The sequence below is a fragment of the Aeromonas sp. ASNIH7 genome, assembly GCF_002903485.1.
Lineage (GTDB): Bacteria > Pseudomonadota > Gammaproteobacteria > Enterobacterales > Aeromonadaceae > Aeromonas > Aeromonas caviae.
In genome coordinates, this window is the sequence record NZ_CP026226.1 from 3,608,363 (window position 1) to 3,624,345 (window position 15,983).

16 protein-coding genes are annotated in these 15,983 nt (G+C 63.3%); all 16 read left to right on the forward strand.

Annotation, left to right across the window (positions count from 1 at the left end):
• The first annotated feature begins 37 nt into the window (after positions 1-37).
• The 16 genes from fliH to C2U47_RS17105 all read left to right on the forward strand — a co-directional run bounded on the left by fliH (position 38) and on the right by C2U47_RS17105 (position 15,885).
• Positions 38-841: a flagellar assembly protein FliH gene (gene fliH / locus C2U47_RS17030; RefSeq protein WP_042878970.1), complete on the forward strand. Its 804-nt coding sequence runs from the start codon at positions 38-40 to the stop codon at positions 839-841.
• A 74-nt stretch (positions 842-915) separates the two neighbouring features.
• Positions 916-2,247, forward strand: coding sequence for a flagellar protein export ATPase FliI (gene fliI, locus C2U47_RS17035; RefSeq protein WP_043154477.1), 1,332 nt, complete (start codon positions 916-918; stop codon positions 2,245-2,247).
• A 16-nt stretch (positions 2,248-2,263) separates the two neighbouring features.
• On the forward strand, positions 2,264-2,704 hold the full coding sequence (gene fliJ / locus C2U47_RS17040; protein ID WP_039039911.1) for a flagellar export protein FliJ: 441 nt from the start codon (positions 2,264-2,266) through the stop codon (positions 2,702-2,704).
• 87 nt (positions 2,705-2,791) lie between these two features.
• Positions 2,792-4,711, forward strand: coding sequence for a flagellar hook-length control protein FliK (locus C2U47_RS17045; RefSeq protein WP_043154479.1), 1,920 nt, complete (start codon positions 2,792-2,794; stop codon positions 4,709-4,711).
• A 57-nt stretch (positions 4,712-4,768) separates the two neighbouring features.
• A complete protein-coding gene (fliL, locus tag C2U47_RS17050; RefSeq protein WP_010673922.1) occupies positions 4,769-5,275 on the forward strand; it encodes a flagellar basal body-associated protein FliL in 507 nt (168 codons plus the stop codon).
• Between the two features lie 10 nt (positions 5,276-5,285).
• The gene (gene fliM / locus C2U47_RS17055) at positions 5,286-6,359 is read left to right on the forward strand and encodes a flagellar motor switch protein FliM (protein ID WP_041212627.1); all 1,074 of its coding nucleotides are present in this window, start codon (positions 5,286-5,288) and stop codon (positions 6,357-6,359) included.
• Positions 6,360-6,399: 40 nt separating this feature from the next.
• The gene (gene fliN / locus C2U47_RS17060) at positions 6,400-6,795 is read left to right on the forward strand and encodes a flagellar motor switch protein FliN (RefSeq protein WP_010673924.1); all 396 of its coding nucleotides are present in this window, start codon (positions 6,400-6,402) and stop codon (positions 6,793-6,795) included.
• Positions 6,792-7,175 carry a flagellar biosynthetic protein FliO gene (gene fliO / locus C2U47_RS17065; protein WP_010673925.1) on the forward strand — a complete coding sequence of 128 codons (384 nt, stop codon included), beginning with the start codon at positions 6,792-6,794 and terminating at the stop codon, positions 7,173-7,175. Before fliN ends, fliO begins: the two co-directional genes overlap by 4 nt.
• Positions 7,162-7,920 (forward strand): flagellar type III secretion system pore protein FliP, encoded by a 759-nt coding sequence (fliP, locus tag C2U47_RS17070; protein WP_010673926.1) that lies wholly within the window; start codon positions 7,162-7,164, stop codon positions 7,918-7,920. The genes fliO and fliP overlap by 14 nt, the downstream gene beginning before the upstream one ends.
• A gap of 123 nt (positions 7,921-8,043) precedes the next feature.
• Positions 8,044-8,313: a flagellar biosynthesis protein FliQ gene (gene fliQ, locus C2U47_RS17075; RefSeq protein ID WP_010673927.1), complete on the forward strand. Its 270-nt coding sequence runs from the start codon at positions 8,044-8,046 to the stop codon at positions 8,311-8,313.
• Positions 8,314-8,404: 91 nt separating this feature from the next.
• Complete coding sequence (gene fliR / locus C2U47_RS17080; RefSeq protein WP_010673928.1) at positions 8,405-9,202, forward strand: flagellar biosynthetic protein FliR; 798 nt, start codon at positions 8,405-8,407, stop codon at positions 9,200-9,202.
• Positions 9,203-9,276: 74 nt separating this feature from the next.
• Positions 9,277-10,407 (forward strand): flagellar biosynthesis protein FlhB, encoded by a 1,131-nt coding sequence (gene flhB, locus C2U47_RS17085; protein ID WP_041212629.1) that lies wholly within the window; start codon positions 9,277-9,279, stop codon positions 10,405-10,407.
• Positions 10,408-10,677: 270 nt separating this feature from the next.
• On the forward strand, positions 10,678-12,780 hold the full coding sequence (flhA, locus tag C2U47_RS17090; RefSeq protein WP_010673930.1) for a flagellar biosynthesis protein FlhA: 2,103 nt from the start codon (positions 10,678-10,680) through the stop codon (positions 12,778-12,780).
• A 16-nt stretch (positions 12,781-12,796) separates the two neighbouring features.
• Positions 12,797-14,296, forward strand: coding sequence for a flagellar biosynthesis protein FlhF (gene flhF, locus C2U47_RS17095; RefSeq protein ID WP_045525209.1), 1,500 nt, complete (start codon positions 12,797-12,799; stop codon positions 14,294-14,296).
• Between the two features lies 1 nt (position 14,297).
• Positions 14,298-15,173, forward strand: coding sequence for a MinD/ParA family protein (locus C2U47_RS17100; protein ID WP_041212631.1), 876 nt, complete (start codon positions 14,298-14,300; stop codon positions 15,171-15,173).
• On the forward strand, positions 15,166-15,885 hold the full coding sequence (locus tag C2U47_RS17105; protein WP_029314170.1) for an RNA polymerase sigma factor FliA: 720 nt from the start codon (positions 15,166-15,168) through the stop codon (positions 15,883-15,885). Before C2U47_RS17100 ends, C2U47_RS17105 begins: the two co-directional genes overlap by 8 nt.
• The last annotated feature ends 98 nt before the right edge of the window (positions 15,886-15,983 follow it).

The following is a 15,983-nucleotide window of genomic DNA, read 5'->3' on the forward strand; positions in this document are numbered from 1 at the left end:
CCCTGTACCCGGCCCTCGATAGGAGTCTCTTCGGCACATGAATGACAAGAACAGCAAACTGCGCGGCTATCTGAGGCCCGAGTCCGACACGGCGCAGATTGAGACCTGGGGCTGGCCAGAGATGGAGACCGAAGCCGAGGTCGAGACCAATGCCCTGGGGCTGGCTCCTGACTGGTATCGTCAGGAGCAGGCCGATGCGGCCCTGCCGGAAGAACAACCCGAAGAACCCGCCCCCAGCATCACCGCCGAAGAGGTGGAGGCGATTCGTCAGGCCGCCTGGGAAGAGGGGATGCGCGATGGGCGCGAGGCCGGTTTTGCCAAGGGGCTGGAAGAGGGCAAGCTCGAAGGCTTGCAGCAGGGCCACCAGGCCGGGCTGGAGCAGGGCAGGGAAGAGGGCCTCGCCATGGGGCGGGAGCAGGTGGAGCTGGAGATAGCCCGCTGGCAAGCCCTGGTCTCACGCCTGGCCACTCCCCTTGGCGAGATGGACGAGGCGGTGGAGCAGCAGCTCATCGCCCTGGTACAACAGCTCGCCCGCGCCCTCATCCGCCATGAGGCGCAAACCTCCCCCACGCTGCTGCTGGAGGCCCTCAAGCAGGGGTTGGCCCTGCTCCCTGCCGCCGAGCAGGGGGTCACCCTGATGCTGCACCCGGAGGATGTGACCCGGGTAGAGGCCGCCTTTGGCGCCGAGGAGTGCGCCAGGCGCCACTGGCGGCTGCAAAGCGAGCCCACCTTCTCCCCCGGCGATCTGCAACTGGCCACCGAGCTTTCCAGCATCGATCTCACCCTCTCCGGGCGCATCGATCAGCTGCTGCGCAACTTCCTGCGTGACAACGCGAGCTGAGCCATGGCCCGGTTCGAACCCGTCGTGCAGCGCCCTGCTGACGGCATCATCAGGCACTCATCGTCGGAGGCGACATGACGGAACCCCTTCTTGATCGGCTTAAAGGCTACCGGGTTCGCGAGCAGGCCCCCATACCGCCCGTGGCGGGCAAGCTCACCCGGGTGGTGGGGTTGACCCTGGAAGCCATTGGCTGCCGCGCCGCCATCGGCTCCCTGTGCCGCATCGATACACAGGATGGGGCCCTGGAGGCCGAGGTGGTGGGGTTTGCCGGGGATCGCCTGTTCTTGATGCCGAGCGAGCAGCTCAAGGGGGTCATTCCCGGCGCCCGGGTGGTGCCCGTCACCGAAGATCACGGCATCCCGGTGGGCATGAGTCTGCTTGGCCGGGTCATCGACGGCATCGGCCAACCTCTGGACGGGCTCGGCCCCATCCTCTCGTCCCAGACGGTGCAGTTCGCCCAGCACCGCATCAATCCTCTGGCCCGTCGCCCCATCCATCAGCCCATGGACGTGGGGGTACGGGCCATCAATGCCGTGCTCACCGTGGGCCGGGGTCAGCGCATGGGGCTGTTCGCCGGCTCCGGTGTCGGTAAATCCGTGCTGCTTGGCATGATGACCCGGGGCTCGGTGGCGGATGTGGTCGTGGTGGGCCTCATCGGCGAGCGGGGCCGGGAGGTGAAGGAGTTCATCGAGGAGATCCTCGGCGCCGAGGGGCGCGAGCGCGCCGTGGTGGTGGCCGCCCCTGCCGATGCCTCGCCGCTGATGCGCCTCAAGGGGTGCGAGACGGCGCTCGCCATCGCCGAGTATTTCCGCGAGCAGGGGCTCAACGTGCTGCTGCTGATGGACTCCCTCACCCGCTACGCCCAGGCACAGCGGGAAATTGCACTGGCGGTGGGGGAGCCGCCGGCCACCAAGGGCTATCCCCCCTCGGTGTTTGCCAAATTGCCGGCGCTGGTGGAGCGGGCCGGCAACGGCAGTGACGGCCAGGGCTCCATCACCGCCTTTTTCACCGTGCTGACGGAGGGGGACGATCTGCAGGATCCCATCGCCGACGCGGCCCGGGCCATCCTCGATGGCCACATCGTGCTGGCGCGGGAGCTGGCGGATGCGGGCCACTATCCGGCCATCGACATCGAAAAATCCATCAGCCGGGTCATGCCCATGGTGACCTCACCGGAGCACATGGAGCTGGCGCGCACCTTCAAGCAGTTCTACTCCCTCTACCAGCAGAACCGGGATCTCATCACCATCGGCGCCTACAGCCAGGGATCGGATCCGCGCATCGACCGGGCCATCATCCAGAAACCCTATCTGGATCAGTTCTTGCAGCAGAAAATGCGCGAGGTCATTCACTACGATGAAGGCCTGCAATCCCTGCAACTGGTGGCCATGCCCCTGATGCGTTGACCGGTGGAGAGCCCTTATGAGTAAAGGATTGACGTTGCTGGCGAGTCGGCTGGAGGAGGCCGAACAGCAGGCCGCCATGGCGCTGGCCAAGGCCCAGCAGGATCTCAAGCTGTTCATGGATCAGCAAAACGCCCTCAACCAGTATCGCCAGATCTACCACCAGCAGTGGACGGAGCGCGGTCTGCAGGGGATCAGCCCCCAGCAGAACAGCCAGTATCACGCCTTCATCAACAAGCTCGAAAACGCGGCGACCCAGCAGTACCAAGGGGTGTTGCAGGTGCGCGAGGCGCTGGCCGAGTGCCGCACCCAGTGGCTCGAAGCCCAGCAGCGGCGCAAGGCGGTCGAGCTGCTGCTGGAGAAGAAGGCGGACAAGGTGCGCCAGAAGGCCCAGCGCCAGGAGCAGAAGATGCTGGATGACTACGCCATCCTGCGTCGTTATCACCAATCTGGCCTGTAATTTGCTTTCTTCCGGTCATGCGAGGCCGATGGGCTAAGCCATGACCGCACGTGCGGCCGTCACCGAATCGTCGTCAGGGATCCCAGCATGATACAGACCCCCTTGATTAGCACTCTCCCCCAGGCGCCTTCTGCCGATGGCAGCGCCACCCTGCTGGCTCCCACCGTCGGGGGCGAAGGGGGCGTGCAGCCGTCAGGCGAGGGCAAGGCCGCCTTCTCGCAAGCCATGGCCATGGCCCAGCTGATGGGCAAGGCGCCAGCCAGTCAGGGCAATCCACCACTCCAGGGGCCCGCCGAGGGCGCCCGGGAGGGGCTTGCCCCGGCTGCCAAATCTTTGGCGTCTGACGAGCCCGCCACCGAGTCCGCGTCTTCCTCGAAGGGGGCGGACGACGAGGGCGAGCTGCCTCCCGACGACTTCCTGCAACAGTTGCAAGCCTCCCTGCGCCAGGATGTGAGCCTGGTGGTGCCCCCGACATCGCCCGCCATGGCCGGTGAGGCGGCGGCGCCTGTGGACGGCAACCCCTTGCCGCCTGGCGCAGCTGCGCCTGGGGTGCCAGAGGATGTGGGAATGGCGAAGGACGTGGGAATGGCAGAGAGCGTGGAGGCGGCAGAGGGGAGCGCCTCCCTGTCGCAGATGACGCCAGAGCGTCAGCATGAAGGGAACAAAACGAAAGCCATCCACGGTGCTGCCCAAGGCGCCAGCGCCGTGCCAAGCGGTCAGGGTGCTCTGCCGCTGGGGGCCGAAGAGCCCCCCTTGGCTGATGACACTGCCGTGGCTGACCAGGGCGGAGCGACCCGCCAGCCCATGGCAGGCAAGGGAGCGGAGCCGGATGCCAAGGGGGTCGAGCCCCCTCTCTCGGGTCAGGAGCGTGCTGCCCTGCTCGCCAAAGTGGTGGCAGGAGAAAACGCCCTGGCTCCCACTGTCACCCGGGCTGACTCATCGCAAGAGGCACAGGTGGCCAATCCCCTGACGTCGGCCGGACAGGGGGCAACCGCTTCCCGTGCCACCAGCGCCTATGGCGATGGCGTGATCCGGACGGTGGCGCAGGGGCCGGCCTCTGCAGCCACACCGGAGTCCGCCCCGCCCGCGACGGCGGCAGGGGCAGAGAAGGACGCCCCTGTCGCCGGTGAGGCCAGACAGGCTGAGGCCGCGAGCGGGCAGGGAGCCCGTGCAGGGGCCGAGCCTGCGGTGAATGCAGGGAGCAGCCAGCCCGTGACGACGGAGGACACGGCCCCCGTGCAGGTGGCGCCGCAGATCCTGGCTCGTCATGAATCCCTGGGGGCACAGGCCCCCCTGACGGCTCTCTCGGCGGGCCTGGACCAGATGGAGAGCGCCCCCGTGGTGGCCGCCGGCGCTGCCGTGTCGGTGAAGCCCGCGGTGGACAAGTCCCGGCTCGATGAGCTGGGCAAACAGTCGGGGATGGAGGTCAAGGGCAGTGAACCCGCCGAGGGGAGCCAGCCTTTGCATCAGGCACAGAGCCAGGTCGGCGAGAACCGACCGCTGGCCGAGGCGACCGTCAGACGAGAGCCCCAGAGCCTGCCCCACCTCAAGCTGGCGACCCCTGAGGCCCCCGAGCAGCTGCACCACAAGGTGAACCTGATGCTGGCGGACAAGCTGCAACAGGCGGAGATCCAGCTAGACCCCCTGGGGCTTGGCAAGATGAAGATCCAAATCCAGATGGATGCCTCCAGCCAGGCCAGCGTGCACTTCGTGGTGCAGCATGGCCAGACCCGTGAGATGCTGGAGCAGGCCATGCCGCGCCTGCGCGACATGCTGGCAGGGCAGGGGATCCAGCTCGGCCAGACCGTGGTGCAACAACAGGCGCAGCAGCAAGCCTTCCAGCAGCAGGGGCAGTCATCCTCCCAGGGTCAGTCCGGTTTCGGTGACCAGGGGCGACAGGGGGGAAATGGCGGCGGCAGCGATGGCAGAGAGGCCGAGGGGAGCGCTCGCAACCTCACGCTGCTGGTGGAATCGGCAAACGATGCCGGAATCGATTTCTATGCTTGATGCATTCTTAAGTAAGTTTATGATACCGAACAAGTTTGAGACTAGGGTGGACAAGGGATGGCAGACGATAACGAACTGACGCTGAAGGATCCGGCGGCAGGCAAGAAAAAGAAGCTGATCATGATAGTCGCCCTGGCCGTCGTGCTCCTTGGCGGGGGCGGCGCCGGCGCCTGGTTCATGCTCGCCGGTGGGGATGAGCCCGCCGCCGAAAAGAGCGAGGCCAAGCCGGAGGCGAACACGCCCCAGCCCTCGCTCTATGTGGGCATGCCCCGTCCCTTCGTGTTCAACGTGGCGGGAGGCCAGCGGGATCGGCTGGTGCAGATCAAGATCCAGCTGATGGTGCGCGGCACCGCCGACGAAACCCTGGCCAAACAGAATATCCCCCTGATCGAAGGCACCTTGCTGCGGGTCTTCAGCTCGGCGACCGCCGAACAGCTGATGACCTTCGAGGGCAAGGAGAAGCTGCGTCAGGATTCGCTGGAAGAGTGCCGCCGGGTGCTGAACGACCTGGTCTCTTCTCCCGTAATCGAACAAGTGCTGTTTACCGGCTTTGTCATGCAATGAAAGGTGAAGCGTGAGCGATCTGTTAAGTCAGGACGAGATTGATGCCCTGCTGCACGGGGTCGACGATGTCGAGGAGGAGGAGCTGGGATCAGCCGGGGATCCCGGTATCGCCCAGTTCGACTTCTCCTCCCAGGACCGCATCGTCCGCGGCCGCATGCCGACCCTGGAGCTGGTGAACGAACGGTTTGCCCGCCACATGCGCATCAGCCTGTTCAACATGATGCGACGCACCGCCGAGGTCTCCATCAACGGCGTGCAGATGCTCAAGTTTGGCGAATATGTCCACACCCTGTTCGTGCCCACCAGCCTGAACATGGTGCGTTTCCGCCCCCTCAAGGGGACGGCGCTCATCACCATGGAGGCTCGGCTCGTCTTCATCCTGGTGGAGAACTTCTTTGGCGGTGATGGCCGCTACCACGCCAAGATCGAGGGGCGGGAATTCACCCCCACCGAGCGGCGCATCATCCAGATGCTGCTCAAGCTGGTGTTCGAGGACTACAAAGATGCCTGGGCGCCGGTGATGGACGTGGGCTTTGAATACCTCGACTCCGAAGTGAACCCGGCCATGGCGAACATCGTCAGCCCCACCGAGGTGATCGTGGTGAGCTCCTTCCACATCGAGCTGGACGGCGGCGGCGGCGACTTCCACGTGGCCATGCCCTACTCCATGCTGGAACCCATCCGCGAACTGCTGGATGCGGGGGTGCAGAGCGACAAGGGGGATACCGACGTGCGCTGGAGCAAGGCCCTGCGCGACGAGATCATGGACGTCAAGGTGGAGCTCAAGGCCAAGCTGCTGGAGACCGAGCTCTCCTTGCGTGAGCTGATGGAGCTCAGACCCGGGGACATCATCCCGGTGGAGATGCCGGAGAACCTGCTGGTCTTTGTGGAGGATCTGCCCACCTTCCACGCCAAGATGGGGCGCACCAAGGAGAACGTGGCGCTCAAGATCACCGACAAAATCAAGCGCCCTGACGGGGTCAAGACAGAGATGCATCTGGTGACCCGCGGGGGCGTGCGCATTGATGGCGAAGCCGAGCTGGAAGAGCTCGAACGAAGCATCTCTGACAAACACCCTGATTGATCCTCCCCCGGGGAGGTGTTGCAACACTGAGGAATTGAAGATGAGCGGAACCGATGACGAGCAGGATTTGATGGCTGACGCCTGGGCGGCCGCACTGGAGGAGCAGGTCACGGCCGAAGCCAAGCCTGCCCCCCTGGAGGAGTTGAAGGACGAAGCCCCCATCAGCGCCGAAGAGCGGCGCAAGCTGGACACCATTCTGGACATCCCGGTGACCATCGCCATGGAAGTGGGCCGCAGCCAGATCAGCATTCGCAACCTGCTGCAACTGAACCAGGGCTCGGTGGTGGAGCTGGATCGGGTGGCGGGTGAACCCCTGGACGTGCTGGTCAACGGCACCCTGATCGCCCACGGCGAGGTGGTGGTGGTGAACGACAAGTTCGGTATCCGTCTCACCGACGTCATCAGCCAGATTGAAAGGATCAAGAAGCTCAAATGATCCGTGTGCTCCCGTTGTGGCTGTTTTCCCTGCCAGCCCTGGCCAACCCGGGGGTAGGGGCGAATCCCCCCAGCCTCACCTCCTGGCTGCTCTCCAGCCTGATGGTGATCGGCCTCATCCTGGTGCTCGGCTTCCTGCTCAAGAAGAGCAAGCTTTCCCAGGTGATGGGAGGGGGCCAGATGAAGGTCATCGCCACCCTGCCCCTTGGCTACAAGGAGAAGCTGATGGTGGTCAAGGTGGGCGGCCAGCAGCTGCTGGTCGGGGTGACGCCGCAGCAGGTCAACTTCCTCTATCGCCTGGAAGAGCCGCTGGACGAGAGCCAGCCTCAGGCGTTCTCCGAGCAACTGGGCAAACTGATGGGCAAGCATGAAAAACGTTAACTGGACCCGGTGGCTGGCACTGCTCTCCCTGGTGCTCTCGCCCCTGGCGATGGCCCAGGACGGCATGTCTGCACTCACCGTCAAGACCATGGCGGATGGCAGTCAGGAGTACAGCCTGACCCTGCAGGTGCTGGCGCTGATGACCGCGCTCTCCTTCCTGCCGGCCATGGTGATCATGATGACCTCCTTCACCCGGATCATCGTGGTGCTCGGCATCCTGCGCCAGGCCATCGGTCTGCAGCAGAGCCCCTCCAACCAGGTGCTGATCGGCATCGCCCTCTTCATGTCGTTTTTCATCATGTCGCCAGTGCTGGATCGCATCAACAACGAGGCGTTGCAGCCCTATCTGGCCGAGACCATCGGGGCCAAGGAGGCCCTGGAGAAGGCGGAGCTGCCCATTCACCAGTTCATGCTGGCCCAGACCCGGGTCAAGGATCTCAATACTTTCATGGAGATAGCGAACGTGCAGGTGGCCGAGCCTGCGGACGTGCCGCTACGGGTGCTGATCCCGGCCTTTGTCACCAGCGAGCTCAAGACCGCCTTCCAGATAGGCTTCATGTTGTTTCTGCCCTTCCTGGTCATCGATCTGGTGGTCGCCAGTATCCTGATGGCCATGGGGATGATGATGCTCTCCCCCATGCTGGTCTCCCTGCCGTTCAAGCTGATGCTGTTCGTCATGGTGGATGGCTGGAACCTCATTCTGGGCTCCCTGGCCACCAGCTTCGGGCTGGGCTCGGGTGGTTAGGGGAGGGCAGACCTTCCCCCCGGCTCTCCCCTTCACTCGGGGAGGGCGCGAGGCCTCTCTTTCTCTCAAAAGAGGAGGTCAGAAGGATGCGGCCCTGGGCAAACCCATCACAAGGAGCGAGCAATGAGTCCTGAAACCTTCGTCGACGTCTTTCGCGAGGCGCTTTGGCTGGTGACCATCATGGTGTGCGCCGTGATCCTGCCGAGCCTGATGGTGGGGTTGGTGGTCGCCATCTTCCAGGCCGCCACCTCCATCAACGAACAGACCTTGAGCTTCCTGCCCCGTCTGGTGGTCACCCTGCTGGCCTTGGGGGCGGGGGCTCACTGGGGATTGCAGAGTCTGATGGACTTCTTCCAGCTGATGGTGAGCCAGATCCCCGAGGTGGTGGGCTGATGCCAGCCAAGGGCCACTCTTTTGCTCTGGCCGAGGCAGACCGTGGCCTGCGTCCTCCCGTTGGCCTGTTCCTGCCGGGAGTGTTGCTGTCATGACCTACACCACGGCGCTCATCATGGAGTGGCTCTCCTCCATCCTCTGGCCCCTGGCCCGGGTGAGCAGTCTCCTGATGGTGATGGCGGTCTTCGGCAGCCGGCTCGCCCCCGCCCATATCCGTATCGGCCTGGCGCTGGCGATCACCCTCATCATCGCCCCCCTGCTGCCCCCGATGCCGAAGATCGAGCTCTTCTCCCTCGGCAGCTTCCTGGTGCTGGGGCAGCAACTGCTCATCGGCATCGCGCTCGGCCTCATGACCCAGTTCCTGCTGGAGACCTTCGTGATGGCGGGTCAGGTCATCGCCATGCAGACCAGCCTGGGCTTTGCCACCCTGGTGGATCCCATGAACGGCCAGTCGGCTCCCGTGGTGGGCCAGTTCTACCTGATGCTGGCGACCCTGGTGTTTCTCGCGGTGGACGGCCACCTGCTGATGCTGCGCATGGTGGTGCTGAGTTTCGAAACCCTGCCGGTATCTGACAGCGGGCTCACCCTGCCTGCCATCCGCAGCCTGGTGAGCTTTCTCGGGGTCATGTATCAGGCTTCTCTGGTGATGGCGCTTTCGGCCATCATCGCCCTGCTGCTGATCAACTTCGCGTTCGGGGTGATGACCCGTGCGGCCCCCCAGCTCAACATCTTCAGCATCGGCTTTGCGGTGAGCATGATGTCGGGCCTGTTCATCCTCTGGCTCACCATCGGTGGCTTCATGGGACACTTCGACGCGCTCTGGGAGCGGGTGCAGGAGACCAGCTGCGAGCTCATCAACGTCCAGTGCTTCGGGGGCCAGCATGACTGAGGCCCTCCCGGTTGCGGCCCTTTTGCCGCCACTCTGGCAGGCCGCCAGTCGGCTGATGCCGGCAGGAGGCCAGCATGGCTGATACCGATCAGGAACGCACAGAACAACCCACGGGCAAACGACTGCAACAGGCCCGGGAAAAAGGGCAGATTGCACGCTCCAAGGAGCTGGGTACCGCCAGCGTCCTGCTGGCGACCGTGTTCGGCCTCCTGATGATCAAGGAGAGTCTGGCAGGGGCCATGATCAAGGTGCTCACCATGGGCTTTACCCTGGACCGGGATCAGGCGTTCGACCCCAATGCCATGGGGGCCATGGTGCCCGCCCTGCTGGGGGAGCTGATCCAGCCTCTGGGGCTGCTGTTCATGCTGGTGATCATCGCCGCCTTCGTCGGCAACACCCTGCTCGGCGGGATGAACTTCTCCTCCGAGGCCATGCTGCCCAAGTGGAGCAAGCTGAGCCCCCTGAGCGGCATCAAAAGGATGTTTGGGGTGCAATCTCTGGTGGAACTTGTCAAATCCATCGCAAAAGTGGTGTTTATTAGTCTGTTCGCCTGGTGGATGCTGTCGAGCCAGTTCAACCATCTGCTGAATCTCTCTCTTGAGGGCTTTCCCGGCGGCATCGTCGATGCCCTGGACCTGCTGCTCTGGATGCTGATCATCCTCTGCTGCGCCCTGATCCCCATTGTCGCCATCGATGTGCCGTTCCAGAGCTGGAACCACAATCGCCAGCTCAAGATGACCAAGCAGGAGATCAAGGACGAGTTCAAGGACAGCGAAGGCAAGCCCGAGGTCAAGGGGCGGATACGCCAGTTGCAGATGCAGATGGCCATGCGCCGCATGATGGGGGATGTCCCCAAGGCCGATGTGATCATCACCAACCCGACCCACTACTCGGTGGCGCTCAAATACGATGCGGGCAAGCCGGGGGCTGCGCCCAAGGTACTGGCCAAGGGGGTCGACGAGGTGGCGATGAAGATCCGGGAGATCGGGCGCGAATACGACATCCCCGTCATGTCCTCTCCGCCGCTCACCCGGGCCCTTTACCACGCCACCGAGATTGGCCAGGAGATCCCGGAGGGGCTCTTCGCCGCCGTCGCCCAGGTGCTGGCCTATGTCTATCAGCTCAAGAAGTTCCGCCGTGGCCGCGGCCGGCGCCCGACCCCCATCGCCAAGGATCTGCCCATTCCCCCCGAGTTTCGCAAATAACGCAGTGGTGGCAGCCTGATCCCGGGTTCTCTCCCTTGTGTCGCAAACAAGGCCGCTATCTCCTTGTCGAGGCGCGTCGCCTCGCCCCATGGCCTGGGCTGGCCTTTGGCCTGCTTGGTGAAGGCAGCTTCCCCCCTGTCACCATTCCCCGTGACGCCAACGACGGACTTCTGACAGCGTTAAAATAAAAACCATATAAATCAATATATTGAATCCTTGGCTTGATATTTGCTTTAATCCGCTATTGGCAGTTTATCATTGAGATGCACGATGGGATTCAAAGCGGGACTGGGCCGTTTCAAAGAGTACAAGTGGCTGCTCAGCAGAGGGGTAGGGACGCCGCTGCTGGTATTGGCCTCTCTGGGGATGGTGGTACTCCCCATCCCGCCCCTGATGCTGGATATCCTCTTCTCCTTCAACATCGCCCTCTCCATCGTGGTGCTGCTGGTGGCGGTCTATACCCGCCGCCCCCTGGAATTTGCCGCCTTCCCCACCGTCTTGCTGATCGCCACCCTGCTGCGGCTCGCCCTCAACGTTGCCTCCACCCGGGTGGTGTTGCTGGAAGGCCACAACGGCAGCGCGGCGGCAGGCCATGTGATCGAGGCGTTCGGCAACGTGGTGATCGGCGGCAACTATGCCGTGGGCATCATCGTCTTCATGATCCTGGTGATCATCAACTTCGTGGTGGTCACCAAGGGTGCGGGCCGGATCTCCGAGGTGAGCGCCCGCTTCACCCTTGACGCCATGCCCGGCAAGCAGATGGCCATCGATGCGGACCTGAACGCCGGTCTCATCAACCAGGAAGAGGCCAAGAAGCGCCGTCAGGACGTGACTCAGGAAGCGGACTTCTACGGCTCCATGGACGGTGCCTCCAAATTCGTGAAGGGGGATGCCATCGCCGGCATCATGATCCTCTTCATCAACATCATCGGCGGCTTCATCATCGGCATGATGCAGCACCAGCTCACCTTCGGCGAAGCGGCCCAGGTCTATACCCTGCTCGCCATCGGTGACGGTCTGGTCGCCCAGATCCCCTCGCTCCTGCTCTCCATTGCCGCGGCCATCATCGTTACCCGTCAGAATACCGACCAGGACATGGGGACAGCGGTGCTCGGCCAACTGTTCGAAAATCCCAAGGCGCTGGTGATCTCCGCCGGCATCCTGCTGATGATGGGCAGCGTACCCGGCATGCCGCACCTGGCTTTCCTGAGCCTGGGGGCGGTGGCGGCGGCGGGCGCCTGGTGGCTGCTGCGCCGCGAGAAGCAGAACAAGGCGAAGGCGGCGAGCGGCGAACTCATGCCGGCCCAGGGGGATGCCCCGGTGGAGCAGAAGGATCTCAGCTGGGACGACGTCATGCCGGTGGACATCATCGGCCTGGAGGTGGGTTATCAGCTGATCCCGCTGGTGGACAAGAATCAGGGGGGCGAGCTGCTCAACCGGATCAAGGGGGTGCGCAAGAAGCTCTCCCAGGAGCTGGGCTTTCTGGTGCCTGCCGTCCACATTCGCGACAACCTGGATCTTGCCCCCAACCAGTACCGCATCACCCTGATGGGCGTGAGCACGGGGGAAGCCACCGTCTATCACGACAAGGAGATGGCCATCAACCCGGGGCAGGTGTTCGGCCAGATCCACGGTATCGCCACCCAGGACCCGGCGTTCGGGCTGGAGGCGGTCTGGGTCGCCAAGGAGCAGGTCTCCCAGGCCCAGACCCTTGGCTACACCGTGGTCGATGCGGCCACGGTGGTGGCTACCCACCTGAGCCAGATCCTCTCCAACCATGCGGCGCTGCTACTGGGTCATGACGAGGTGCAACAACTGCTCGACATGATAGGGAAGCATCAGAGCAAGCTGGTGGAAGGACTGGTTCCCGAGGTGATCAGCATGGGCAACCTGGTGAAGGTATTGCAGAATTTGCTCAATGAAGGCGTGCCAATTCGCGATATGCGCACTATCCTGCAGACCCTCGTGGAATATGCGCCCCGCAGCCCGGACCCGGAAGTGCTGACCGCAGCCTGCCGGATCGCCCTGCGCAGATTGATTGTGCAGGAGATTGCCGGCCCCGAGCCCGAGCTGCCGGTGATCACCTTGTCACCAGAACTGGAACGTATATTGCATCAATCCCTGCAAGCAGGTGGGGGAGATGGCGCCGGTATCGAACCGGGACTGGCGGAGCGGATGCAACGCTCCCTGGTGGAAGCCACTCAACGACAAGAACTGGAAGGCCAGCCGGCCGTGCTTCTGACATCGGGGATATTGCGCAATACCCTGGCGAAATTTGTCAAGAATGCCATTCCTGGATTACGCGTGCTGTCCTATCAGGAAGTGCCTGACGACAAGCAGATCCGCATCGTCAGTGCGGTGGGACAGGGCTAGTTAGCGGAGATGACGGGTGAAGATTAAGCGGTTTTTTGCCAAAGACATGCGCACGGCGCTGGCCGAGGTCAAGGAGACTCTCGGACCCGATGCCGTCATCATGTCCAACAAAAAGGTCACCGGTGGGGTGGAGATAGTCGCGGCCGTCGATTATCAATCCCAGGTACCGGGGCCCAAAGACGCGCCGGTTCGCCGTCAGTTGAATGAAGAGAGCGTCAATATCTCGTCTGCGGGCAAACAGATGACGAGGTCGGCGCCACCCAAGGAACAGAACGAATACTACGCCGATACCCTGGCGGCCCTGCTGGCACGCCAGCAGAAGCTCAATCCGGCCAACCCGGCGGGTGGCAATGGCGCCCCGGGATCATGGTCTGGCAGCGGAGCGGGCAACGGTCAGCCAGCCTCGGCCTCCTGGCCCGCCAATGGCGCTGCCGGCACCCAGTCCGCCGGACTGGCGGGCGCGGCCAGTGCTCCCAGAACCCTGGCCGAACAGGGCCAGTGGGGCGCCGCTCCCGAGCCCGCCAAGCCCAAGGCCCGTCCTGCCGCCGCCCCGCGCCAGGCCCAGTCCGCCCAGCGGGATCAGGAGATGGAGGGGATGCGCAAGGAGATGGCCAGCATCCGCAAGCTGCTGGAGCACCAGATCTCCGGCCTGATGTGGCAGGAGGTGGAGCGCCGCGAACCCATGCGCGCCCTGCTCATCAAGGAACTCAAGAAGATGGGGTTCGACGATGCCTTCGCCGATCAACTGGCGGGCCTCATCCCCGAAGACATGCCGATCCATCAGGCCATGGCCCAACTGGCCGAGGTGCTGACGGCCCAGCTCAAGATCAGCGAGGACGAGATCCTGCGTCAGGGGGGGGCGGTGGCCCTGCTCGGACCGACCGGGGTGGGCAAGACCACCACCATCGCCAAGCTGGCGGCCCGCTTTGCCATGAAGTATGGCGCCGAGCAGGTGGCGCTCATTACCACGGACAACTACCGGATCGGGGCCCACGAACAGCTGCAGACCTATGGTCGCATCATGGGTTGCCCGGTGCGTCAGGTGCGGGACGCCGAAGAGCTGGCCAGTGCCCTCTATCAGTTCCGCCATCGCCGGCTGGTGCTCATCGACACCGCCGGGGTGGGTCAGCGGGATATCCGCCTGACCGAACAGCTCGACACCCTGGTGAAGAATGCCAAGGTGCGCATCCGCAGTTATCTGGTCATGTCGGCCACCTCCCAGCGACGGGTGATGCAGGAGGCGGTGGATCACTTCCGGCGCATTCCGCTCTCCGGCTGCATTCTGACCAAGCTCGACGAGAGCCTGAATCTGGGTGAAGTGATCAACGTGTGCATTCAAAACGCCCTGCCCATCAGTTACATCACCGACGGGCAACGGGTGCCGGAAGATATTCAAGTTGCCAACGCGGCGCTGCTGGTCGGTGCCGCCATGGGGTCGCTGGAACGGGAAGCAGAAGATCCCTATTTCTGGGGATCGGGTTTTGGCGAATCCGAAGATTCGGAGTTTTATGAGTAACATGTATATGGATCAGGCGAGTGGTCTGCGCAAAATGCGTCAAAACAATCGAGTGAAAGTGATCGCCGTGTCCGGAGGCAAGGGGGGCGTCGGCAAGACCAACGTGACCCTGAACGTGGCGGGAGCCATGGCCGCCCAGGGCAAGCGGGTGTTGGTGCTGGACGCCGACCTTGGTCTGGCCAACGTCGACGTTATGCTGGGGCTGAGGGTGCATCGCAACCTCTCCCATGTGCTGGCCGGGGAGTGCACCATAGACGACATCATCGTCGAGGGGCCCTACGGCATGATGATAGTGCCGGCCACCTCGGGCACTCAGTCCATGGTCGAGCTCTCCCCGGTACAACATGCCGAGCTCATCCGCGCCTTCAGCGAGATGAAGACCCAGGTGGACGTGTTGCTGGTGGACACGGCGGCGGGGATTTCCGACATGGTGCTGAGTTTCACCCGTGCCGCCCAGGACATCATGGTGGTGGTGTGCGATGAACCCACCTCCATCACGGATGCCTACGCGCTCATCAAGATCCTCTCCAAGGATCACGGTGTGTTCCGCTTCAAGGTGGTGGCCAACATGGTCCGCTCCCTGCGCGAGGGGCAGGAGCTGTTCGCCAAGCTGACCCGGGTCACCGACCGCTTCCTGGATACCTCCCTGGAACTGGTGGCCTGCGTGCCTTACGACACCAACCTGCGGGCCGCGGTGCGCAAGCAGAAACTGATAGTTGAAGCGTTTCCAAAATCCCCTGCCGCCCTGGCATTTCGTGCCCTGGCGAACAAGGCGGCGAGCTGGCCCATCCCGAATCAGCCGGGCGGCCACCTCGAATTTTTCCTGGAAAACTTGTTGCAAAAGCCGGTCATAACACAGGAAGACTCCCGTGAATAAAGCCCAAGCATACTTGCGTCATCAGGATTCCTACGTGCTGGTCGAGCGACACGCTCCGCTGGTCAAGCGGATTGCCCAGCATTTATTGGCTCGCCTGCCAAGCAGTGTCTTGCTGGATGACCTGATCCAGGCAGGTATGATTGGGCTGCTCGAAGCGTCCCGCAACTTTGACGGCAGCAAGGGCGCCAGCTTTGAAACCTATGCCGGCATCCGCATCCGTGGTGCCATGCTCGACGAGATCCGCCGTGGGGACTGGGTGCCCCGTTCGGTGCACCGCAACAGCCGTGCCATCGCAGAAGCGATCGAGAACGTGGAGCAGGCCCATGGCCGGGATGCCAGAGACACCGAGGTGGCCGCCAATATGGGGGTGTCCCTCGGGGAGTACCATGCCATGCTGCAGGATGTTTCCTGCGGCAAGATCATCGGCATCGAGGATCTGGGCGTCAGCGAAGATGTCATCGGTCATCCCGATGAAGGCAACGGTCAGGGAGGATTCGACGATCTGGCGGCCGAACGCTTCCAGGGCGCCCTGGCGGAGCACATCGCCCGCTTGCCGGAGCGGGAGGCGCTGGTGCTCTCCCTTTATTACGATGAAGAGCTGAATCTGCGCGAGATCGGTGAAGTATTGAGTGTGAGTGAGTCTCGGGTGAGCCAGATTCATAGTCAGGCCATGCACAGGCTGCGCGCCCGTTTGCGAGATTGGAATTTATAAGTGGTTGTACTGGCTACACTGGAGCACAACTCTAAGGCATAATCCGCACCATAAAACCTGCGATCTGCATCATGTAAGTGAGCCGTCTTGGCGGCTAT